Origin of the sequence: Hominibacterium faecale, assembly GCF_020734085.1 — a bacterium.
GTDB lineage: Bacteria > Bacillota > Clostridia > Peptostreptococcales > Anaerovoracaceae > Hominibacterium > Hominibacterium faecale.
Genome location: NZ_JAJAGH010000003.1, coordinates 332,372 through 353,707, shown reverse-complemented (window position 1 = coordinate 353,707; position 21,336 = coordinate 332,372). Strand labels below are relative to the sequence as shown.

20 protein-coding genes are annotated in these 21,336 nt (G+C 47.7%); 5 read left to right on the top strand and 15 right to left on the bottom strand.

Going from position 1 to position 21,336, the window contains the following annotated elements; translation table 11 throughout:
- Nucleotides 1-14 precede the first annotated feature (14 nt).
- Nucleotides 15-836 carry a MerR family transcriptional regulator gene (locus LG211_RS04405; RefSeq protein ID WP_253019580.1) on the top strand — a complete coding sequence of 274 codons (822 nt, stop codon included), beginning with the start codon at nt 15-17 and terminating at the stop codon, nt 834-836.
- A 78-nt stretch (nt 837-914) separates the two neighbouring features.
- Here the strand turns inward: LG211_RS04405 and LG211_RS04400 are convergent, their stop codons facing one another.
- On the bottom strand, nt 915-2,723 hold the full coding sequence (locus tag LG211_RS04400; RefSeq protein ID WP_253019579.1) for an ABC-F family ATP-binding cassette domain-containing protein: 1,809 nt from the start codon (nt 2,721-2,723) through the stop codon (nt 915-917).
- Nucleotides 2,724-2,731: 8 nt separating this feature from the next.
- Nucleotides 2,732-4,375: an AMP-binding protein gene (locus LG211_RS04395; protein ID WP_148394698.1), complete on the bottom strand. Its 1,644-nt coding sequence runs from the start codon at nt 4,373-4,375 to the stop codon at nt 2,732-2,734.
- A 106-nt stretch (nt 4,376-4,481) separates the two neighbouring features.
- Here LG211_RS04395 and LG211_RS04390 point away from each other — a divergent pair, with 106 nt between their 5' ends.
- Nucleotides 4,482-5,429, top strand: coding sequence for a S66 peptidase family protein (locus tag LG211_RS04390; protein WP_227755047.1), 948 nt, complete (start codon nt 4,482-4,484; stop codon nt 5,427-5,429).
- A gap of 13 nt (nt 5,430-5,442) precedes the next feature.
- Here LG211_RS04390 and LG211_RS04385 read toward each other — a convergent pair whose 3' ends face one another.
- Nucleotides 5,443-7,152: an AMP-dependent synthetase/ligase gene (locus LG211_RS04385; RefSeq protein ID WP_269477053.1), complete on the bottom strand. Its 1,710-nt coding sequence runs from the start codon at nt 7,150-7,152 to the stop codon at nt 5,443-5,445.
- Nucleotides 7,153-7,371: 219 nt separating this feature from the next.
- Here LG211_RS04385 and brnQ point away from each other — a divergent pair, with 219 nt between their 5' ends.
- Both brnQ and deoD read left to right on the top strand, forming a co-directional pair.
- Nucleotides 7,372-8,649 (top strand): branched-chain amino acid transport system II carrier protein, encoded by a 1,278-nt coding sequence (gene brnQ, locus LG211_RS04380; protein ID WP_227755045.1) that lies wholly within the window; start codon nt 7,372-7,374, stop codon nt 8,647-8,649.
- Nucleotides 8,650-8,708: 59 nt separating this feature from the next.
- On the top strand, nt 8,709-9,413 hold the full coding sequence (gene deoD, locus LG211_RS04375; protein WP_148394690.1) for a purine-nucleoside phosphorylase: 705 nt from the start codon (nt 8,709-8,711) through the stop codon (nt 9,411-9,413).
- Between the two features lie 4 nt (nt 9,414-9,417).
- Here deoD and LG211_RS04370 read toward each other — a convergent pair whose 3' ends face one another.
- Genes LG211_RS04370 through LG211_RS04355 form a run of 4 tightly spaced genes read right to left on the bottom strand, consistent with a single transcriptional unit; the run spans nt 9,418 to nt 12,450 of the window.
- Nucleotides 9,418-10,185, bottom strand: coding sequence for a hypothetical protein (locus tag LG211_RS04370; protein WP_148394688.1), 768 nt, complete (start codon nt 10,183-10,185; stop codon nt 9,418-9,420).
- Nucleotides 10,186-10,198: 13 nt separating this feature from the next.
- The gene (locus LG211_RS04365; protein ID WP_269477052.1) at nt 10,199-11,338 is read right to left on the bottom strand and encodes a WG repeat-containing protein; all 1,140 of its coding nucleotides are present in this window, start codon (nt 11,336-11,338) and stop codon (nt 10,199-10,201) included.
- A 13-nt stretch (nt 11,339-11,351) separates the two neighbouring features.
- Nucleotides 11,352-12,077 carry an ABC transporter ATP-binding protein gene (locus LG211_RS04360; protein ID WP_148394684.1) on the bottom strand — a complete coding sequence of 242 codons (726 nt, stop codon included), beginning with the start codon at nt 12,075-12,077 and terminating at the stop codon, nt 11,352-11,354.
- Between the two features lies 1 nt (nt 12,078).
- Nucleotides 12,079-12,450 carry a GntR family transcriptional regulator gene (locus LG211_RS04355; protein ID WP_148394682.1) on the bottom strand — a complete coding sequence of 124 codons (372 nt, stop codon included), beginning with the start codon at nt 12,448-12,450 and terminating at the stop codon, nt 12,079-12,081.
- A 156-nt stretch (nt 12,451-12,606) separates the two neighbouring features.
- Between LG211_RS04355 and LG211_RS04350 the strand changes: the two genes are divergently transcribed.
- Nucleotides 12,607-12,975, top strand: a complete 369-nt coding sequence (locus tag LG211_RS04350; RefSeq protein WP_148394680.1) for a metal-dependent transcriptional regulator — start codon at nt 12,607-12,609, stop codon at nt 12,973-12,975.
- Nucleotides 12,976-13,076: 101 nt separating this feature from the next.
- Here the strand turns inward: LG211_RS04350 and LG211_RS04345 are convergent, their stop codons facing one another.
- The 8 genes from LG211_RS04345 to cysK form a co-directional block, all read right to left on the bottom strand.
- Nucleotides 13,077-13,238, bottom strand: coding sequence for a hypothetical protein (locus LG211_RS04345; protein ID WP_227755043.1), 162 nt, complete (start codon nt 13,236-13,238; stop codon nt 13,077-13,079).
- Nucleotides 13,195-14,373, bottom strand: a complete 1,179-nt coding sequence (gene dltD / locus LG211_RS04340) for a D-alanyl-lipoteichoic acid biosynthesis protein DltD (protein WP_148394678.1) — start codon at nt 14,371-14,373, stop codon at nt 13,195-13,197. Before dltD ends, LG211_RS04345 begins: the two co-directional genes overlap by 44 nt.
- Nucleotides 14,374-14,377: 4 nt before the next feature.
- Nucleotides 14,378-14,608, bottom strand: coding sequence for a D-alanine--poly(phosphoribitol) ligase subunit DltC (dltC, locus tag LG211_RS04335; protein WP_148394676.1), 231 nt, complete (start codon nt 14,606-14,608; stop codon nt 14,378-14,380).
- 18 nt (nt 14,609-14,626) lie between these two features.
- Complete coding sequence (gene dltB / locus LG211_RS04330) at nt 14,627-15,784, bottom strand: D-alanyl-lipoteichoic acid biosynthesis protein DltB (RefSeq protein ID WP_148394674.1); 1,158 nt, start codon at nt 15,782-15,784, stop codon at nt 14,627-14,629.
- Nucleotides 15,784-17,304, bottom strand: a complete 1,521-nt coding sequence (gene dltA, locus LG211_RS04325; RefSeq protein ID WP_227755042.1) for a D-alanine--poly(phosphoribitol) ligase subunit DltA — start codon at nt 17,302-17,304, stop codon at nt 15,784-15,786. The genes dltB and dltA overlap by 1 nt, the downstream gene beginning before the upstream one ends.
- 390 nt (nt 17,305-17,694) lie before the next feature.
- Entirely contained in the window at nt 17,695-19,152 is a 1,458-nt protein-coding gene (locus LG211_RS04320; protein ID WP_227755041.1) for a polysaccharide deacetylase family protein, read from the bottom strand.
- An 84-nt stretch (nt 19,153-19,236) separates the two neighbouring features.
- Nucleotides 19,237-20,313, bottom strand: coding sequence for an A/G-specific adenine glycosylase (gene mutY / locus LG211_RS04315; protein ID WP_269477051.1), 1,077 nt, complete (start codon nt 20,311-20,313; stop codon nt 19,237-19,239).
- A gap of 22 nt (nt 20,314-20,335) precedes the next feature.
- Entirely contained in the window at nt 20,336-21,265 is a 930-nt protein-coding gene (gene cysK, locus LG211_RS04310; RefSeq protein WP_148394666.1) for a cysteine synthase A, read from the bottom strand.
- Between the last annotated feature and the right edge of the window lie 71 nt (nt 21,266-21,336).

Sequence of the window (21,336 nt, the reverse complement as noted above, 5' to 3'; positions counted from 1 at the left end):
GAGGAAAAGGAAAGATGGAAGAAAAAATTTATTTTACATCGGGAGAATTTGCCAAATTGTGCGGCACAACCAAAGAAACGCTGCGCCATTACCATAACAAGGGAATTCTCATGCCCCAAAAAAAGGGGGAAAACGGTTACTTTTATTATGAAGCCTGGCAGTTCTTTGAGTTCGATTTAATCGGCCTTCTCATCTATGCCGGCAACAGTTTGGAACAAATCCGCGAATATCTCCAGGCCCACAGCACAGAGCGTTTTCTAAAGCTGATGGACAGCAGCAAAGAACGCCTTCTCAGAAAAAAGGCAAAGATTGAAAATATGCTGCGAGTGGTGGAAAACACCGTTTCTCTGGCCAGCCTGGGACTCACCCACGATGGAACTCAGTTGACAATCGTCCCTTGCAAAACGGAGTATTATCTGACTGTACCCATTAAAGAATCCGACTATGAAAACAAAAGAAATCTGCTGGACGCCTTCTCGCAATTTTGGGCCCACTCTGCCGAAAATCCCCTCATCGGCGAATATCCGTACAGCTACGTGGTCCCTGAGGAAAGCTATTCGGCGGGCGATTACGCCATCAAATACATCGCCGGAAAGTTGGATGAACCTTCTGAAAAGCAAGATATCCACACCAAGCGGGCGGGCCGCTATGGGATGCTCTTTCATTATGGCAGCATCGACACCGCAGCGGAATCCTGCCGCAGGCTGTGTGAAGAGCTGAGAGCTCTCAATCTGGAACCATCCGGCCCCCTTTATGTGGATGAACTGATCAGCAACCACGTGACTCCTGAAGAAAAGGATCACGTAACCAAGGTTTCCATCCGAGTCGGCCGGTGATCGTTATAAATAAAAGAAGAAAAAGGCTGGGAGCACGCAGCTATACTTTTGATAGCCGCGTCTTCCAGCCTTTTTCTTCTATTCTGTTCTTTGATTTTCAATCTTTTCTGCCAGCTCACTGAGATATTCCCATCGCTCCATTTTTTCCAGCAGCTGCTCCTCAAGCTCCTGCTGCTCCTTGTCCAGCCTGGCCAGCTCCCCCGAATTGGTGGCGTTTGCCGCCATCTGCCGCTGTACTTCTGCGATGCCTTCTTCCAGCTTTGAAATATCATCCTCAATGGAATCATATTCCCGCTGTTCTTTATAGGAGAATTTTAATTTCTTCTTTTTCTCAGGCTGGGGTCTGGCCTTGGGACGCTCTTCTTTAGCTTCTGATTTTTTCAATGGTTTTTCCCGCATGAGCCAGTCCGTATAACCTCCCGGATAATGGCCGATTTTTCCCTCGCCCTCAAAGACAAAGGTCCGTACCGCAAGACGGTCGAGAAAGTAGCGGTCGTGGGAAACCAGGATCACGGCCCCAGAAAACCCGTCCAGATAATCTTCCAGTACGGTCAATGTATCGATATCCAGGTCATTAGTGGGTTCGTCGAAGACCAGGATATTGGGTGCCTGCATCAAAATGCTCAACAGATAGAGCCGCCTTTTTTCACCTCCGGACAATGCTCCCACCTTTACACTGTGCATATGGGGCGGAAAGAGAAACCGTTCCAGCATCTGGGAGGCGGAAAAGATCCCTTCTTCCGTGCGAACGCTGCCTGCGATCTCCCCAATGAACTGGATGATTCGCTTGTCCTCGTCCAGCGCCTCGTTTTCCTGTGAAAAATATCCGATCTTTACCGTATCGCCCATTTCCACCCTGCCCCCATCCGGCTCTGCCTGTCCCATAATGATTTTCAGCAAAGTGGATTTGCCGCATCCGTTGGGGCCGATGATCCCGATGCGGTCGTTGCGCAGTACTGTGTAGGAAAAATCCCGGATCAGCGTTTTATCTCCATAGCTCTTGCTAATATCCGAAAGCTCGATGATTTTTTTACCCAATCGGCTGCTGACAGCAGAAAGCTCCAGCGAAGAATCATCCAGCTCCAGCTTGGCCTCTTTCAGCTCTTCAAAGCGCTGTATCCGGCCTTTGGCCTTGGTGCTCCGGGCCTGTGCTCCCCGGCGGATCCAAGCCAGTTCTTTTTTATAAATCGCCGCCCGCTTACGCTCTGATGCCAGTTCCATTTCCTGGCGGGCCGCCTTGGCCTCCAGATAAGCGTTGTAATTACCCTCGCAGCTGTAGAGTCTGCCCTTGTCCATTTCCACGATCCGATTTGTCACCCGGTCCAGAAAATACCGATCATGGGTAATCATAAAAATAGCGCCTTTATATTTCTTGAGAAAGCCCTCCATCCATTCGATCATCTCGTTATCCATATGGTTGGTCGGTTCATCGAGAATGAGAAGATTGCTTTTCTGCGCCAGCACAGCGGCCATCGCCACCCGTTTGCGCTGGCCGCCGGACAAGGTGTTCATTTTCAGCTCCGTATCCTGCATGCCCAGCTTCCCCAGCATAGCCTTGATCTGATATTCTTCCGTCTTTTCCCGGCCAGGTCCGTTCTTTGCCTCAGCCCGGCGGACATAGAAAGACGCCTGCTCCAAAACCGTCATCGATCCGTCAAAATCGGGGTTTTGAGGCAGATATCCGATCATCAGCTCCCTGGATTTAATCAAGGTTCCCCCTTCCGGCTCCAGCGCGCCGGAAACGATCTTCAAAAGGGTGGATTTTCCCGTACCATTGACACCGACAAAACCGATTTTATCGGTGTCAGAAATGGTCAGATTCACATCCGTAATCAAAGGCTTTTCTGTATAACTCTTTTTAATATGCTCACATGTAAGTAAAACCATGGTCTCCTCTAAAGTTTATTGTGCTGAATTTTTCCGCTGATGGTCTTGGGCAGTTCTTCCCAGAATTCGATAATTCTCGGATATTTGTAGCTTGCCATCTTCTTTCTGGCATAGCGCTGAATCTCTTTTTTCAAATCGTCCGTACCCTCAACACCGTCAATGAGTACAATACATGCCTTAATGACCTGTCCGCGGATTTTTGCGTGTACGGAAGTGACTCCGCATTCCAGCACATAAGGCAGCTCCATCAAGACACTTTCAATCTCAAAGGGTCCAATCCGATATCCCGCTGATTTGATGACATCATCATCCCGGCCCACGTACCAGAAATAACCGTCCTCATCCCGCCAGGCCGTGTCTCCCGTATGGTAAATCCCATCATGCCAAGCCTGGCGAGTCATTTCCTCGTTCTGATAGTAACCGTCAAAAAGACCGATTGGGATTCTCTTATTGGTGCGGACTACGATTTCTCCCGTTTCTCCCGTTTTGGCAGGTTTTCCGTCTTCTCCAAGGAGATCGATATCATAAAGAGGGGTTGGTTTTCCCATGGAACCGGCTTTGGGCTTGGTACCTTTCAGGGTTCCGATGGCCAGCGTCATTTCCGTCTGTCCGAATCCCTCGTGGAGCGACAGCCCGGTTACGCTTTTAAATTGGTTGAACACCTCGGCGTTGAGTGCTTCTCCTGCTGTGGTGGCATGCTTTAAGGCGCTGAAATCGTATTTGGAAAAATCCTTTTTAATCATCATCCGGTAGACGGTCGGCGGCGCGCAGAAGGTTGTAATCTTATATCTGGCGATCATGTCCATGATCTCTCCCGCATCAAAACTGTCCATATCATAGGTAAATACCGGCGCTTCGCACAGCCACTGGCCGTAAAGCTTTCCCCAAAGTGCTTTGCCCCATCCGGTATCGGAAATGGTAAAATGGAGTCCGTCCGGATCCACCTGATGCCAATATTTGGCCGTTATAAAGTGACCCAGTGGATACTGGAAAGTATGGGTGGCGATTTTGGGATAGCCAGTGGTGCCGGATGTGAAGAACATAATGGATGGATCCGTGCCTCCCGCATATTCTTCCGGTACGAAGGGCTCGCTAAACTGCTGAATCCCCCGATCAAAGGATTCCCAGCCTTCCCGCTTTCCTCTGGCAATGATTTTTATCACACTGTTTTTCGTGTTTTCCAGAGCCAGCTCCACTTGATAGGCCACGTTATCGTCTGCCGTACAGACGATGGCTTTCACTCCCGCCGCTTCGAAACGATATTCAAAGTCGTGCTGTTTCATCAGGTTGGTAGCCGGGATCGCCACCGCCCCCAGCTTGTGAAGACCCAGGATCGCGAACCAGAATTGGTAATGGCGCTTTAAAACCAGCATCACCCGATCCCCTTTTTTGATGCCCAGGGACTGGAAATAGGCCGCTGCTTTTGATGAATACTTGCTCATGTCATCAAAGGTCAGCTCCCGCGTTCGCTTGTTCTTTGCGATATGGAGCATGGCCAGTTTGTCCGGCTGGCTCTGAGCCAATTTATCCACAATATCAAAGGCAAAGTTGAATCTATCGTAATTTTTAAACTGAATGGATTGAAGCGCTCCCTTGTCATCTTCCGTCACATCAATATATTCTTCGTAAATAAAGTTTCTGTTTTGTTCCATTCTATCACCTCATTTCAGTATATCTTGACTATTATACTACTCTCATCTTCTATTTTCCACCATAAAAAAATATAATTAGAAATATTAAGAAAAGGAGTGTTGAACTATGCTTAGAAGACCCCAGCCATTAAAAAAAGGCGATCAGATCGCCGTCCTCGCGCCATCTTCCCCGGTTTCAAAAGAGGCCGCAGCTCTGGCCGCAGACTCCATCCGATACCTGGAACTTGAGCCGCTGATTATGGAAAGCTGCTTTCTCTCCTGCGGCTATCTTTCCGGCCCGGATGAAAAGCGGGCTTATGACATCAACCGCGCTTTCACCGATCCTGCTGTCCAAGGGATCTTTTGTATCCGGGGAGGGTACGGCTGCGCCAGACTGCTGCCCCTTTTGAATTTTGACGCCATCCGAAGGCATCCGAAAGTCTTTGTCGGTTTCAGCGATATTACGGCGCTTCACCTGGCTTTCAACCAGCTGTGCGGCTTTGTCACCTTTCACGGTCCCATGCCCGGCGCCGGGTATAACCGGCTCGATCCTTTTTCCGTCGCAAGCCTGAAGAAAAATCTATTTTCAGACCAGCCCCAGGGAGCTGTCATCAACCCGCCGGGCCATCCTCTGAACGTCCTTTTCCCCGGCCAAGCCTCCGGCGCCGTGGTCGGCGGCAACCTCTCTTTGCTGATCTCCACTCTTGGTTCTCCTTACGAAGTGGATACTAAGGACAAAATTCTCTTCATCGAAGAAGTCGGCGAGCAGCCTTACCGATTGGATCGCGCCCTCACTGCTCTTTCGCTGTCAGGAAAGCTCCGCGATTGCAGCGGCATTCTTTTAGGCTCCTTTACAAAATGTCAAGAGCCCCCGGCAGCAGCGGATTCAAACCGCATGCAAACTGCCGAAAGCTCTTTTCATCTTACCAATATGTTTAAAGAAATCATAGGACCATGGGAAAAGCCTACCCTTTACAACCTGCGGGCCGGTCACATTGACCCCCAGATCACCATCCCTCTGGGAGCGGAGGCAAGCTTTGATACTGACCGCCTCAGCCTTCATTTTTCAGGCTGAGCTGGTATGGCCTTTACAGGTTGTCCTGCCGCTTGATTTTATGGGTTGTCGTTTTAACGAATTCGCTGTCCCGGATCACCACATGGCGGATCCGTTTGTAATTAGGAAGCTTTTGATTCATTTCTGAGATGATGCCTTTGATCAGATCGTAGACCTGTTCATCGTCGGCCCCATTGGGGAAGGCTTCTTTAATCGCCTCGTAATCAGGCCGAACCTGGACGGCCACCGTGGTTCCGTCCCCCGTTTCCACACCTTCCAGGCCATAGACCATGCATTCTTCCACATAGGGGATTTCGCTCACCAGCTGCTCCAGTTCTTCCGGATAAATATTCTTTCCGGTCTTGGTTACTATTACATTTTTCTTTCTTCCGGTAATGTAAAGCCACCCCTCCGGGTCCATGAATCCCAGATCTCCGGTGTGAAACCAACCGTCCTCCAGGACCTGGGCCGTCTCCTCAGGCATGCCGTAGTAGCCCAGCATGACATTGGGTCCGCGATAGAGAATTTCACCGATTCCCTCTTCATTGGCATCTATGATTTTAATCTCGCCCTCCGGAATCACCTTGCCCACAGAACCTGTTTTTTTATACTTCTGTTCGCCGTCCGGCGTTCCGGCAATGATCGGCGCTGTTTCTGTAAGCCCGTAGCCTTGAGCCACCTCCAGGCCCAGATCATGAAACCCTCTCAATACTTTTGGATCGATACCTGCGGCGCCGGTTATGATCATCCTCAGCCGCCCTCCAAAATTGTCGTAAATATCCCGGAACAATTTCTGACGTTTATCGACTCCTATCCTCTGCAGGGATCGATTGAGCTTAATGGCTGCCTTCAGTGCTTTGACACGTTTGGTCTTTTCCACCTGCTTCCACAGCTTGGCATAGATGGATTCAAAGATCAGGGGCACGCCCACCAGTATGCTGGCCCGCGCTTCCACCATGTTTTTGGTTACATGCTTGAGTCCTTCAAAGAAAGCCACCGACCCGCCCTGATACAAAACGGTCATGATATCCACCGTTGATTCAAAGGTATGATGGATTGGTAAAATGGAAAGGGTTCTGTCCTCCGGCCGAATCTGCACCACTTTGCTGATATTTTTAATGTTGGAACAAAGATTGCGATGGCAGAGCATCACGGCTTTTGGAACCCCCGTTGTTCCAGATGTAAAGAGCATGATCCGCGCAGCTTCAGAATCAACCTGAGCATCCAGATATCTCCGGTCTCCTCTTGACAAAAGCTTTCTTCCCTCAAAGAGCAGGCTTGCCATATCCTTTTCATCAAAGGGCACATCCTCATTGCGGTACAGTTCAAATTTCATCTTGACGGGAATATCCAGATCCTGTACATAGCTTTCATAAGATGAAGCGTAAAAGATTCCTTTGCATCCTGCGGCAGCGGCTAAATTGGCAATTTCCTGCCGGCTCAATTCCTTGTCCAGCGGAACAACGGTCCCCACTCCGTTTACGATGGCAAAATAGGAAAGGATCCATTCGTAGCAATTCTCTCCAATTATGGCGATCTTTTCACCCACAAGCCCCAAATCCACCAACCTGGTTCCCAGGGCGTTCATATCCTTTTCCAATTTTTTATAAGTGACTTCGTGATACTTTCCCCCTTTTTGCCTCTTAATGAGAAAAGCCGGTGCTTCCTTATATAATTCTGCTCCTGTGCGGATCATGTCCCGCAGATCCTTGATCTCCCGCACCTGGTACAATTCTTCGGTCATAGTTCTTGTCTCCTCTCGTTTGCCGTTTTGAAAAACCCGGCATTCATGTTTAGTTTCGCCGGGTTTATACAAATATATCATTTTTCTTTTGTGAAAGCAATGAATTTTCTTATTGCTTTTGATGCCTGTATATGATACCGTAATTTGGTTAACGGTATTGAAACTGTACATACTAAGACTTTAGACATCACATCCAATTCAGAAAGGATCTTCGACATTATGAAACAACGATTTACCGATCAGCTGGTCGTAGGTTTTGCCCTCTTTTCCATGTTTTTCGGGGCAGGAAACATCATCTTTCCGCCTTACCTGGGCATGGGATCGGGCAGCAGCTGGTTCAGCGGTTTCTTTTGCTATTATCTGGCGGATATCGGCCTGGCCGTATTTGCGATCTTTGCCATCATTCGCAACGGCGGCGATGTGGACCGGATCCTTGGCCGCATCGGGCGTATTCCGGGAAAAATCATGTTCGCGGCCATTATCCTGTGTATCGGCCCCCTGATCGCCATTCCCAGGACCGGAGCTACTACCTACGAGATGTTTGCGGCCCCTGTTTTCGGCCGCATCGGTTCTGTGCTTCCCACCGCCGTATTCTTTTTGATCGTTCTCCTGCTGACGATCCGTGAGTCTTCTGTTATTGATATTATCGGCAAATTCTTGACGCCATCTCTGTTTATCGGCCTGATCATTCTGATTATCAAGGGCATCGTCACCCCCATGGGCCCCATCTCCGAGACGCCTATGCTGGAAAATGTGGCCGTTGACGGAATCAACGCCGGCTATCAGACCATGGATGTGCTGGCGGCTCTGGCCTTTGGCATTATCATCGTCAAAACCGTCACAGAAAAAGGATATACCGATACCCGGCTCAAATATAAAGTCGTATGCAATTCCAGCCTGATTGCGGCACTGGGATTGCTGCTGGTCTATTGCGGCCTTACTTACCTGGGCGCAGCCGCATCCACCTTTTACAACTTGGATGTCAACCGCTCCCAGCTGATCATCGACATCATTGAACATTTGATGGGAAAAACCGGAGTGGTGGTTCTGGGAATTGTGGTAGCTCTAGCGTGCTTGACCACAGCCGTGGCCCTGGTCAGCGCCAGCGCCGACTATTTTTCCCAATTATCAAAAGGAAAGCTGGGATACAAAAGCTTAACCATCGCCATCTGCCTTTTCAGCGCGTTTGCAGCTAATTTCGGCATCGATCAGATCGTCACCATCGCCCAGCCGATTCTCAGTCTGATTTATCCGGGCGCGCTCACGCTGATCTTTCTGTCCTTTTTCCCCAGGCAGATACGAAACGACAATATCATACGGGGAGCTGTCATAGGCGCCATTATCGGCAGCCTCTGCGAAGTCCTTTACAGTCTGGGAGTTTCTTTTGAGTTCGTATCCCATCTGCCTCTTTCGGATTTTGGCTTTGGCTGGATGATCTTTGCGGCCGCAGGCGGAGCAGTCTCTGCCCTGTTTCTGAGAAAGGACAGAAGTTCTTGAAAGATCCGGTATGGATGATGTATGATAAACGTATACGAAATTGAGAAAGGATGAAACTTATGAGTACACATATTAATGCCGCAAGCAAAGGCGATATCGCGGAAACAATCCTGCTGCCGGGCGATCCGCTGCGGGCGAAATTCATTGCCGAAAACTTTTTGGAAAGCCCCAGGCTTTATAACGAGGTGCGGGGAATGCTGGGATACACCGGTACCTATAAGGGCGTTCCGGTATCGGTCCAGGGAACAGGCATGGGCATGCCCTCCATGGGGATTTATTCTTGGGAATTGATCACAGAATATGACGTGCAGAATCTGATCCGCATCGGCACCGCCGGTTCCTTCCATGAGGACATCAAGATCAAAGACCTGGTCATCGGCGTAGCCGCTTCCACGGATTCCAATTATATTCATGCCTTCAACGTGCCGGGAAACTATGCGCCCTGCGCCAGCTACAAGCTCCTATCCAAAGCGCGCGATGCATCGGAAGCGCTCAAAATCCCCTTTAAAGCCGGAAACATCGTCTCCTGCGACGTCTTCTACGAGTTCGGCGACTGGTGGAAAAAATGGGCTGAAATGGGCATCTTAGCCGTAGAAATGGAAGCGGCCGCTCTCTATATGAACGCTGCCTACAATCGGGTCAACGCTCTGGCCATGATGACCATCAGCGACCACTTCGTTACCGGTGAACGCTCCACCACCGAAGAGCGTCAGAAATCCTTTACCGATATGATGAAATTGGCTCTGGAAATGGCTGTTGAATAACCTGCTAATTTACTTCCAATCGTTTTGAAAGCAGTCGAAGAATCAAATAGATTAGAAATATCAGTGTCGCCGCGCCCATTAAAGCTACTCCAGTCAGGCTGAGCAGCACATATGGTCCGGCGGCTTTTTCTATGATCAAAACCCCAAGCCAGGTCTCAGATACTGGAATTGCCAGAGCAGCCCCATAGATCAATATGCCCAAGGGCACCTTTATTCCATGCGGCCTTATGGAGTGAACGATCGCTGCTGCCAATAGAATGGAAGCGCAAAAGACCATGTCCGCCAGCAAAAGAATCCCAAATAATTCCAGACAGATGAAACCAATCTGCTCTGCCAAAATCCCTCCCATAACTACAGACTTTAAATCCATATCGAGCATGACCGGCAGCCTCATTCCATAGGAAGCCGCCGAGGCCGAAGCCAGAACAAGTCCGCACAGTCCCGCCAGTTGGAGCAGATAGAGCTGAAAGCCTCCGGTCAGCACCTTACCCCAGACCATTTTCCGGTACGAAACCGGCAGGACCATATACAAGCTGGCGTTTTCTCCCAGCATGCTGCTGTAATAGAGTTTTGCCGCTCCCATCAGAAAGAACGCGACTGCCCCTCCCAGGATTGCCGAAAGAACTCCTATAAACAGGCGGCTGTCTGTCTCAAGAGAACTCTGCCCCGACGCAATAAGCAGTATGATCACTGCTGCAAGGAGCAGCAGCATCGATGCGGTGAATTCTCTTTTGGTCATTCGAATATTTAAAGCGATCCATTTATATAACATGTGAATTCCCCCTTTACCTGGCAGGCAGCTTGAGTACGCCTGACTGCTTTCCATAAGTCACTTCTGCCTCGCCCTGGTTTACAGCTCCCGCCTGATCAAAACAGGGAGGCACCACATACTTTCCTTTATGATCCAAATATCCGTACTTTCCGTTTTCGCCGCGCCACAGACAATAGCCATCCTGAAATCCAACCGGGTATTCCGGATCTGCAAACCCGCCCCTGCTATAACAAGGCACCGTAAACAGCGTATTTCCCTCTTGATCAAAAAAGATCCCTTTTTGCTGCCGTATGATGCAAGCGATGCCTTCTGAAAAGTCGCTTCCCAGCCCCGCCTCTTTTTTTATAACGGCCTTCCCCTCTTTATTGATGTAGGTCAGTGTTTTTCCTTCCTTGATTTTGGCCAGCCCCTCATGGAAAGCCGCCGCTTCTTCCATTTCTTTGACAGGCTGAAAGTCTTCATTGAGAAGGACATAGCCGCTTCCGGTTTGGGCGCTCCAAAACCCTTCGCTGTAATCATCGAGATAAGCATATTCATCCGAATTAAAAAGCGTCTGGCCGGACTTAATATTGATCACGCGAATTTGCCTGGTCCCGGACTCCTCATCCGGTTTACTCTGCATGATGATACAATCCTCTTTATTGCTGGGATACAGTTCATCCGATCCGTCTTCGGCAGACCGGCATTCAAACATGACCTTTCCCTGGGGATCCACTATTTTTCTAATCCCATCTTTTTTTACGGATGCATAGCCATTTCTAAATGGATAGCCCGCATCATATTGGGGCGCAATCACTTCTTTACCCTCTTGGTCCACGTATCCGGTGAGCCCGTTTTGAACAACCAGAATTCGATCATTGACACAGACGGGGTTAAACGCCTGATACTTTTCCGGTAGCATCACCTTCCCTTGTGCGTCAATGAGACCGATTTCTTTTTCACTGCCCGCTGCATAAAGCCCCTTGGCGCCTTCAATGACCGATATCTGTTCATATTTTCCAAGAGGGATCACCCATTCCTGCTTTTTCAGCAGCTCCAGCTCTTGATCGATCCGTTTTGCCGATACCCCCGCATATACGCTGGTTCCCGCTGTGATGGCAATCAAAGCCGCCAAAACAACATAAATCCATTTTATCTTTTTCAATACACACATAATTTCTGTCCTCCTAAGACAATTCTTTAACCAGATCCTCCAGCGAAATTCCATGCCGTTGCCGGATGCAGTCGCATTCTCCAAACTCTACCAGTTCTCCATGACTGAGAAAAATAACCGTATCAAACAAGCGCTCAATTTCCGCAATTAAATGGGTAGCGATCAAGATGGTGCCTTTTGGATTAAAGCTTTCCAGAATCTGTTCTAAAACCACGTCTCTGGCTCCCGCATCCACCCCCGCCAGGGGCTCGTCCAAAAGATAGAGTCTGGCATTCCTGGACATGGCCAGGCAAATCTGCAATTTGTCGATCATACCCTTGGACATTTGCCGTATTTGGGCCTGCGGTGAAAGGCTAAAGCAATCCAGCAAATGCTCCCAGGTGTCTTCATTAAAATCTTCAAAAAAGGTTTTATAAAGATCGCTGGCCTGGCGGCATGTCATTTGAGCTGGAAAACAGTTTCTGTCCGGCGCATAGGAGACCAAAGCTTTCGTTTTGTGGGATGGTTTTTCCCCTAAAATCCGCACTTGGCCCTCATACTGAACATAAAGACCGGCCAGGATTTTAATGAGGGTCGTTTTTCCGCTTCCGTTGGGCCCCAGCAAACCAATGATACGGCCTTGGGGAAGCTCTAAAGAAATATTTCTCAAGGCACGGATACTTCCAAAAGTTTTGGACAGTCCCTCAATAACCGCCACCGGCGGTTCCTCAACCAGGGTCAATTTTCTTTCTGTTTCCATATCAGCCTATCCTTTCCCTGCATTCCGTTTGAAAAAAAGCAGCCGTTTCTTCCTCCGTGAATCCAAGGGCCTGCATCCGCTCCCGAAATTGATGGACAGCCAGCTCAGCTTCTTTTTGCCGCTCCCGTTGGATCAGGCTCATATCCTTAGTCACGAATTTGCCGATGGTCCGCTCCGATTGGATGATTCCCTCCCGTTCCAGTTCTGTCAGTGATCTTTGTACCGTATTGGGGTTCACTCCGAATTCCAGCGCCCAATCCCGGACCGACAGGATTCTCTGGCCTGGTTTTAATTCTCCTGCAATGATGCTCTGGCGTATTTTGTCCATAATCTGAACGTAAATAGGGCTGCTATCCTTTAATTTTTTATCCATTTCCCTCCTCCAAGTTCTTTCGTTTGTCCTTATGTACTAATCAATTAATACAATAGCACAATAAAAACCCTCTGTCAATGGATTTGTTGGTTTTCTTTATAGGGTCCTTGTGGTATACTTAGTTTATGAAATTGAAGGATTTAAGGAGGGAAACCATTGAAAATACAGGAATCAGCAGAAAATTACCTGGAAGCCATCTTAATGATCAGAAAAGAAAAAGGACAGGTTCGCTCCATCGACGTTGTCAATGAGCTGGGCTTCTCAAAACCCAGCGTCAGTGTGGCTATGAAGCAGTTGGAGGAAAACGGATATATTGAACGGGACTCTGCCGGATACATTTCTCTGCTCCCTCCGGGAAAGCAAATCGCCGAGTCCATCTTTGACCGTCATAATACGCTGATTAAAATTCTCACTCACCTGGGCGTCAGCGAAAAAACGGCCCGAACCGATGCCTGCAAGATCGAACATCACATCAGCGATGAAACCTTTGATGTGCTCAAAAAACATTGCCGGCAAATCCTCTAAGATTATATGAGCCGCCCGCCCATTTTTACCCATAAAAAAACTGCTGCACAAAGCGAATCATCTTGCTTCAGGCAGCAGTTTTTTCAATTGCATATCCAAACTTAAAACTGTGCGTAGATAAACTTTGGTGCTGTTGACAGATTGGCCAGCATAAAGTATCCGTAAATGATCATCATCAAGGCATAAAAGAGCAGCACATATTTACCGTACGCCCACACTTTACTGTTTTTTAGTTTTTGCCGCAAAGTCGTAAATGCTTTCATCTACATCCAGCCATCCTTTCCATCCCAAGTGAACCTTATCGATAAAGTAGTAGCGTGTATATTCTTCCTTGCTGAAATCCGCCACCCGCACGCCGAACTCGCTTGCCAGCTCGCGGATCTTCTGATAATAGATTTCCCGTTCTTCCTTTGGAAAACCCAGATGGTCGTACCAATATCCGTTTACCGGCTGAAGGACCAGCATCGGTTCAATGCCCGTCTCCTGACAGATTTTGAGAAAACATCGCAGATCGTTATATTCCGGCGATTTAGCGTATGAAGAATGAATCGCAGAATCCTTTTTCTTTTTAAGTTCCGGCAGAATTTCTCTCATATATACCCGGTGATCCACGTAGAAAGGATTGTCCTTTACGGCCTTGATCCCCTCTTCTTCGGCTTTCACATTATAAGCCTTCCAATCCGGCTCTTCTGTACGATACTTCTTATTGGGATTATATTCTTTCACGTTTTTGACCTTAGCAGCTGCATATATACTTAACTTGCTCTTCTCTGCTAGAAATTTCCGATAAAATCGTACGTATTGCCTGTCCGCCAAAGATGCATCTCCGGTCATAAAAATACGTTCGTATTTTTCCACCCGCTCCAAAGTGGGAGGATCTCCCTTCAGCAGCTTTTTGCTGCGTTTTATGATGTATTCCTTCGATTCTTTGGAGATGTGCTTGTTCTGCAGCATGGCAATAAAATTATCCTCAGAAAAACGGGAAGCATATGCAGGCGCAAGAACGCCTTTCTTTTTAAACCACTGCGGGGATAAGATCAGCACAACCTTTTTGTTTTTTACGCCGTCTTCCACAGCCGCCAGCTCAACCGAATGGAAAAGAGACTGGTAATACCCGGCTCCCACCATCATCATGTGCATGGAATTGTCTTTAAACAAGTTGACCGGATGGGTGGACATATTCGTCCCATGACGAAATTCTGAGGAGCCCAAGACAAGAATCGTATTTGGATCGATGTTGGCTTTAATTTCGTCACCGGCAAAAAATTTATGCTGGTTGATCCAGGCTCCAAAAGAGTGAGGATCAAACTTGATATTTTTATCAACAAAAAAGTGGATCCCGCAGGCTGTCCCAAAAAACAAGACCAGTGCTATAAAAAATGCGGTTACCTTTTTCACCTGACTAGCTCCTTGCTTTGATCAGGGCGATAATCTTGTTTGGCGTTTCCACATCGTTTCGTTCTACTTCCGACGGAGAAATCACGATTCCGAAGTTTTCTTCAATGCCCACCAGCAGCTCGGTAAAAGCCAGGGAGTCCATGAGATCTTCCTCAAAAAGATTAATATCCAGATCTTCTCTCACTACATCGTCTTCGCAAATTTCTTCTAATAAATCCAATACTTTTTCTTCCATTTTAAATACACCTCAATTCTAAATTAGTTCTCCTGAAAACAGGAGGAATCCAAACATCACCATATTTAACGTGATAAACCATGACACCGTTTTATACCACGTCTTCTTTTTATTCTTCTTATAAAAGCCTGACTTCTTCTGGTAGATTTCAGTCAAGGCCAGAAGCACGCCATGATACAGCCCGTATAAGATATAGTTAATGGCAAGCCCATGCCAGGCTCCCATAACAAACATGTTGATAATAAAGCCAACGGACGCGCCGGTCAGCCTGGATGCGAACCATTTCCCCTTTATGGCCAGCATCATGAAACGGGAAAAGATAAAGTCCCGGAACCAGAAGGACAAGGTCATGTGCCATCTGTTCCAGAAATCCTTCATATCAATACTGATAAAAGGCTTGTTGAAGTTTTCCGGTACTTTGATTCCCAAGATATAACTGGCGCCTATGGCCATCGCGCTGTAGCCCGCAAAGTCGAAGAACATGTAGATGCCGTAGCAGTAGCTATAGCCCGCATATTCCAAAAAGCTCTGCGGATCCTGAAAAAACACCACGCCCTTATGGACCAATGTCGCCAGAATGAATTTATAAATAACCCCTATTAAGATCTTCAGCAGCCCATCGCCCAGCAGGTCCAAGTATTGCTCCCTGGTATAATGAGCCTCCCCATCTTTTATGTAGCGTCTGCTGCGATCGATGGGTCCGCTGCTGAACGTGGTGAACAGCAGCAGGAAATCGGTAAAATCCAGCCATCTGACTTCCTTGATAATGCCGTCGTAGATCTCGATGATCATCTGGGCCACCCGGAAGGTCAAATAAGATATGCCTAAAAATTGGAACAGCCCCAATGAGAATTCACCCGACACCTCGGAAATCTTGCAGAGAATGAGGGGCAAAATGCTCAAAAAAAGAAAGATCCGGTAAACCGCCGCGCTCCGGTTGTCCCCCTGGGCCAGCCTCAGCTTCAGATAAGCTTTGACCAGCACAAACTCCAGAACATAAAAAGCGATTAAAAACAGAAGCTGTTCTTTATTGGGCCACATCACAAGTCCGATCATAAGTACGGATGCGGCCGTCCTGTAACCGCGGAGGGACTTACCCCTAAGTCCCAAAACCGCGGCAGGAATAAAAAGCAAAATCATTAATAGAAAAAACTGTATACTTCCAAAGAAGCTCATTATGCAAGTCCTCCCAGCTGTTTGCGGTCCACCTTGCCGTTATTGTTCATGGGAAGGTTTTCCATGTGTACGATTTTCTTTGGAATCATGTAGGCCGGCAGGAACGCCTTGAGCCGTTCTTTCATCTCTTTTGAAAATTTAAAACCACTCTCCGGCTTGGCACATCCGGTTACAAAGGCAGTCAGGCTCTTCACTTTCCCCTCTTTTATGTTGGGTACTACGACCGCATGGGATACTTCTTCCAGACGGGCAATGTTCTTCTCAATGTCCTCGATCTCGATTCGATATCCGTTGAGCTTAATCTGCAGGTCGATCCTGCCCTGATAGTGAAGATTGCCCTGTTCATCCAGATATCCCTTGTCGCCGGTACGATATGCGCGGCAGCTTCTGCCGTTCTTCATACAGTTGAAAAATGCCTTTCTGCTCAGATCTTCTCTTCCGAAGTATCCGGCGCTGACCGTATCGCCGACGATGATGATCTCTCCCGACTCGCCAGTATCGGCCAGTTTGCCGTCTTCCCTGTGTATTTCAAAGAAGGTGCCTGGTTTGGCAGCGCCCACCGGCAGCGGCTGAACCGTTTCTGCCAGCTCTTTGGTAACCTGTATCTCCGTAACAGCCACTGTGGATTCCGTCGGTCCGTAGGTGTTCATGATTACCGCCTGCGGGAAACGTTCCAGCAGTTTGAGCGCCGTTGAGTTGGTCAACGTTTCCCCGCAGAAGAGGAATGTTTCCATCTTAGGCATCAGTTCCTGGCAAAAACTTTTATCCGCCATGCACATGTCTGCAAAGGACGGCGTGGATACCCATACTGCGGCTCCCGATTCCTTCAAAGCTGGAATGAGCCTCTTGAAGTCCAGCTGCACTTCTTTATCCAGAAGATAAAGGGTGCCTCTGCTCGCCAGACACGTATAAAGATCCATCACGGAAAGGTCGAATGAAAACGGCGCCTGGTTAAGAAAAACTTTTCCCAACTTGTCCGCAGCGCAGGTTCCCAGCCCCACTGACCAATCCAGATAATGGTTTAGATTATCTGTGGTAATCTGTACGCCTTTAGGCGTTCCGGTACTTCCGGATGTGAAAATAATATAGAATACATCTTCTCCGCTCACATAGCAGCTCTCGTCGATCGGTTCCTTGGTCCGCTCGATGATCGCTTTTGTTTCCTCCAATGAAATAACGCCTTTCACGTCGGCTGTCATTTCTTCGAGGGCAAAAACCATGGATGGCTGCGCAGTTTTAATCGTATCCTCCACTCTTGTGTCCGGAATGGAAATATCCAGCGGGCAATATGGCCGGCCCGATTTTACAGACGCAAGAAAACAGAGGATCATGTATATCCCCTTGTGGCCGTAAACAACTACAGGGGCTTTGCTGCCCCTACAGCGTTCCTCGATATAGCTTGCAAGACGGCTGGAAAGATCGTCCAGCTGCGCGTAAGTGAAAAAGCTGTCTCCGGATTGGATTGCAATGTCCTGCCCATGATTCTGGGCATAGAAATGTAAACGATTTAAAATATTCATCTTAATTCACTTCCCTTCAACTTATCTGCATTCACACAATTTCTGACAGAGCACACTACCTCTCTGTTATTCCAAGTGTACTACTATTTGTAATACACTGTCAAGTTATATTCGTTTAATTCTTTCTTAAGACTTTCTTACGTGCCTTTTTTCGGCAAAAGTGGCTCAAAAAACTCCTTGTATCAACGGGTCTCGAACCTGTGAAGCCGGTCCGCCGCCTGGATGCAACTCCTCATAAAATTACCCGCAAGGAAAGGTATCGTCCAAAAATACTAGCGAAACTTTTGGGCGATACCTTTCTATCACTCTTGTATATCTTTTGCGCGGCGCACTCTTAGCATTTTCCAGAGTGCGGCCGCGCATTGCCTGTAAATGCTGGAACTGGCTGTCCTATTTATTCAAGTAAAAATATCCGTATCCGTATAGCTTTCCGTTTTTAGGAGTTTCGTTATATTTGTACTGTAAAAGCTCGCTGACGGTAACCAGCTGATAGCCGCTTTCCAGCAGCCATGGGACCAGTTTTTCCGTCGCTTCTGCCGTCGAGTCGTAGATGGAGTGCATGAGGATTACCCTTCCATCTAAATTCTTGACGCCTTTTACGACTTTTATAACACTTTTGGCCTTTCTGCTCTTCCAGTCCAGTGTATCCACAGACCAAAGTATTATCGGCGCCTTTGCATATTTTTCTACGGCCTTGCTGCTGTTACCATACGGCGGCCGGAATACGGATGAGGTCTGCCCACAGGCTTTTTTCAAAGCCTCATTCGTCTTATCGATCTGTTCCTTCACCTTTTTATCGGACAACTTTTTCAAATTTGGGTGGGACCAGCTGTGACTGCCCACTTCCATGCCCAACTCTGCTTCCCGCTTAACAACCTCCGGATACATGGACACATTCTGTCCCAATTCAAAGAAGGTTGCGACAACGCCATACTTCTGCAGGCAATCCAAAATCCGGTTGCTGCTTTTAGGTAGCGGTCCGTCGTCATAGGTCAAGGCCACCATTGGCTTTGATGGATCAATCGCGCGGGTGGCAATTTGTTCTCGAATCGTTCCTTTTAAATCCTTATAACTGATCTCTGCGGATATCGACCCTTCTTCTGCGTTTATCACGCTGCCCGCATCAAAATAAAATTTGACACCGCTATCGGTGAGGACAAATTTATTAAAATTCTCTTCTGAATCTGCAAGGGCTTTTTCATATCCCTTAACCAATTTGTCCTTGTATTTGTCCTGAAAATACTTGTTAAAGTACTGGGAACAGAAGCTCCTGTATCCCGGATTGAAAATTTGAATCGCCGTCAGGGGCCGTCCTGTGGCAGAAGAAAAATTATAAGTGTATACATTCGAAGAAACGGTCTGCATTTGCCGTTCTTTTTCCGCTCTCTGTTCCTGTGAAAAAACTACGCCTACCGCCCCCAGATCGGATTTGTAAGTATCATAGTCCATGAGCATTGCGATCTTATCTTTATCCGTAGCCTTTTTATGCGCCTCGGCAAACTGGGTACGCAGATCTTTAACGATGCCATTAATATAAGTATCGGTCACCTCCTGTCCCACTACCGGATATTCCATCGCTGTGGAAAGGGGCGTACCGTATTCTACCACTTCTTTTGCGGAACCTACGCCTTTCGGTTCATCGATCTCTTTAAAAAAGGACGAGGCATACGCCTTAAAGCTCTTTTCATCTTTATAGCCGTCACTTGAAAATAAAGCTGCTACAATTACGATCGCTGCAATCACACACACAATGATCAAAAGAACGGCGAGTATTTTATGGAGCTTTTTCTTTTTCTGCTGTTGCTGCATTCTGTTTACTTTTCTTGTCTCTGCATTTGTTTCTACCATGTTTTCCCCCTATAAATCTTCTTTTATTGAATCGCCCACATTATAACATAAACTTATGTTCTTTTATACCACCTTTTTCGTTTTTTAAGCATTGTTAAGGTAATGTTCAGGGTCATCCGTCAGGAATTGACGAAAAGCGGTGGGAAGCGCAATTCTGCTGTACAATTCATGTATCTTGGGCCAGTAAAAATTATCTGAAGCCTCATTGCACCGAAAATAGTAGCAGGACATATGCCATTCCACATGGCTGAATATATGTTTGCGAAAGGTTTCTCTTTCCAGTTCAGCCAGACTGCATCCCCAGCTTTCGGCCACAGCCGCCGCCTCCGATGGCGATCGTTTTCCCTCCACATTGGGGAACTCCCACATTCCTGCCAGCAGGCCGGATGTATCCCTTTTTCGCACTGCGATTTTGCCTTCACAAGACAAAAGAAAAACAGTTCTCTCTTCGATACGCCGCGGCTTTTTCTTTTCTTTGACCGGCAGTTCTGCCTCTGTTCCATGCTGATGAGCAAGGCAAAATGCTTCTGCCGGGCAAAGCTTGCACTTTGGAGGCCCGGAAGGTACGCAGACAATCGCACCCAGCTCCATGAGGCTCTGGGTGAAATCTCCGCAATCTTTTTTTGGGTACACCTTTTCCAGCTTTGCTTTTACATACTTTTTGGTTGCAGGCTTGAGGATATCGTCGTACATCTCTATAATTCTAGAAATCACTCTCAGGACATTGCCATCTACGGCAGCAACCGGTTCATCGAAGCAGTTGGACGCGATTGCTCCGGCAGTGTATTCGCCAATTCCCGGCAGTCTTAGTATCTCACTGTATTCGGATGGAAATACGCCGTTATTTTCAAATACGATCATCTTTGCGGATTTCTGCAAATTTCTGGCCCGATTATAATAGCCCAGGCCTTCCCATAATTTTAAAAGATCGGCTTCATCACAGCGGGCTAAGTCTTCGATCCTCGGCAGCTTTTTCAGAAAACGATGATAATAGTCTTTTACTGCTTCAACTCTGGTTTGCTGCAACATAATTTCAGAGAGCCATATATGATAGGGCTCTCTGTCTTTTCTCCAAGGAAGTTCTCTTGCGTTTTCCCGATACCAAGGAATCAGCGCCTCCGGGAGCTTCTTAAATAATTCTGTTCTTTTTTCTTGGGTCATCTCTTTTTTCTTTCGTAAATTTTTAGTCTTCAAACAAGGGCGTTGAAAAATATCGCTCAGCTGTATCCGGGAGAACTGTAACCACAGTCTTTCCCTTACCCAGTTTTTTCGCTAGTTTGAGAGCTGCCGCTACATTGGTTCCGCTGGATATACCGCACATAAGCCCTTCCATGCTAGCCAGCTTTTTGGCAGTGTCAATCGCTTCAGCATCGGTGACGATATAAATATGGTCATAAATTTCCTTGTTGAGTATCTTAGGGATCACTCCGTCGCCGATGCCCATCTGCAAATGAGTTCCAATATTTCCACCTGCTAGAATAGCTGCGTTTTCAGGCTCCACCGCCCAAATCTCCAAATTAGGATTCTGAGCCTTGAGCACTTCTCCGATGCCGGTGATCGTGCCGCCGGTACCGATTCCGGAACAGAACCCGTGGATCTCACCTTCCACCTGTTCCATGATTTCAAGGGCAGTATGATGCCTATGGGCCATAGGATTGTTCTCATTTTCAAATTGCTGCGGTACAAAGACTTTGGGATTTTCTTCTGCCATTTCCAGCGCCGTCCTCAGGCATTCGTCGATGCAGTCGCCGATATTGCCCTTATCATGGATCAGCTTTACCTCTGCTCCATAGTGACGCACCAGTTTTCTCCGCTCTTCACTGACCGAATCGGGCATGATGATGACGGTTTTATACCCTTTGACCGCTCCAATGAGAGCCAGGCCGATGCCCTGGTTGCCGCTGGTGGGCTCTACGATGATGGAATGCTCGTCGATGAGCCCTTGTTTTTCCGCTTGTAAAAGCATATTATACGCGGTCCTGGTTTTAATGGATCCGCCCACGTTGAGTCCTTCAAACTTAACCAGCACCTGGGCGCTGTCCGGGTCGTTCATCCGGTTGAGGCGTATCATAGGCGTATGGCCGATTGCCGCTAAAACATTATCATAAATCATTTTGCTGTCTTCTTTCTTTAAAATAATTTCATAGCTTTTATGATATCATTTTTGAAGCGCTTTTTGTAGGG

What these genes read in the sequence shown, in the direction of transcription:
- LG211_RS04320 (WP_227755041.1), bottom strand. Translation starts at nt 19,152, where the DNA reads ATGGTAGAAACAAATGCAGAGACAAGAAAAGTAAACAGAATGCAGCAA.
- LG211_RS04370 (WP_148394688.1), bottom strand. Translation starts at nt 10,185, where the DNA reads ATGTTATATAAATGGATCGCTTTAAATATTCGAATGACCAAAAGAGAA.
- dltC (WP_148394676.1), bottom strand. Translation starts at nt 14,608, where the DNA reads ATGGAAGAAAAAGTATTGGATTTATTAGAAGAAATTTGCGAAGACGAT.
- LG211_RS04385 (WP_269477053.1), bottom strand. Translation starts at nt 7,152, where the DNA reads ATGACCGAAGAATTGTACCAGGTGCGGGAGATCAAGGATCTGCGGGAC.
- LG211_RS04400 (WP_253019579.1), bottom strand. Translation starts at nt 2,723, where the DNA reads ATGGTTTTACTTACATGTGAGCATATTAAAAAGAGTTATACAGAAAAG.
- LG211_RS04395 (WP_148394698.1), bottom strand. Translation starts at nt 4,375, where the DNA reads ATGGAACAAAACAGAAACTTTATTTACGAAGAATATATTGATGTGACG.
- deoD (WP_148394690.1), top strand. Translation starts at nt 8,709, where the DNA reads ATGAGTACACATATTAATGCCGCAAGCAAAGGCGATATCGCGGAAACA.
- LG211_RS04365 (WP_269477052.1), bottom strand. Translation starts at nt 11,338, where the DNA reads ATGTGTGTATTGAAAAAGATAAAATGGATTTATGTTGTTTTGGCGGCT.
- LG211_RS04345 (WP_227755043.1), bottom strand. Translation starts at nt 13,238, where the DNA reads ATGAAAGCATTTACGACTTTGCGGCAAAAACTAAAAAACAGTAAAGTG.
- LG211_RS04355 (WP_148394682.1), bottom strand. Translation starts at nt 12,450, where the DNA reads ATGGATAAAAAATTAAAGGATAGCAGCCCTATTTACGTTCAGATTATG.
- dltB (WP_148394674.1), bottom strand. Translation starts at nt 15,784, where the DNA reads ATGAGCTTCTTTGGAAGTATACAGTTTTTTCTATTAATGATTTTGCTT.
- LG211_RS04360 (WP_148394684.1), bottom strand. Translation starts at nt 12,077, where the DNA reads ATGGAAACAGAAAGAAAATTGACCCTGGTTGAGGAACCGCCGGTGGCG.
- mutY (WP_269477051.1), bottom strand. Translation starts at nt 20,313, where the DNA reads ATGACCCAAGAAAAAAGAACAGAATTATTTAAGAAGCTCCCGGAGGCG.
- LG211_RS04405 (WP_253019580.1), top strand. Translation starts at nt 15, where the DNA reads ATGGAAGAAAAAATTTATTTTACATCGGGAGAATTTGCCAAATTGTGC.
- brnQ (WP_227755045.1), top strand. Translation starts at nt 7,372, where the DNA reads ATGAAACAACGATTTACCGATCAGCTGGTCGTAGGTTTTGCCCTCTTT.
- cysK (WP_148394666.1), bottom strand. Translation starts at nt 21,265, where the DNA reads ATGATTTATGATAATGTTTTAGCGGCAATCGGCCATACGCCTATGATA.
- dltA (WP_227755042.1), bottom strand. Translation starts at nt 17,304, where the DNA reads ATGAATATTTTAAATCGTTTACATTTCTATGCCCAGAATCATGGGCAG.
- LG211_RS04390 (WP_227755047.1), top strand. Translation starts at nt 4,482, where the DNA reads ATGCTTAGAAGACCCCAGCCATTAAAAAAAGGCGATCAGATCGCCGTC.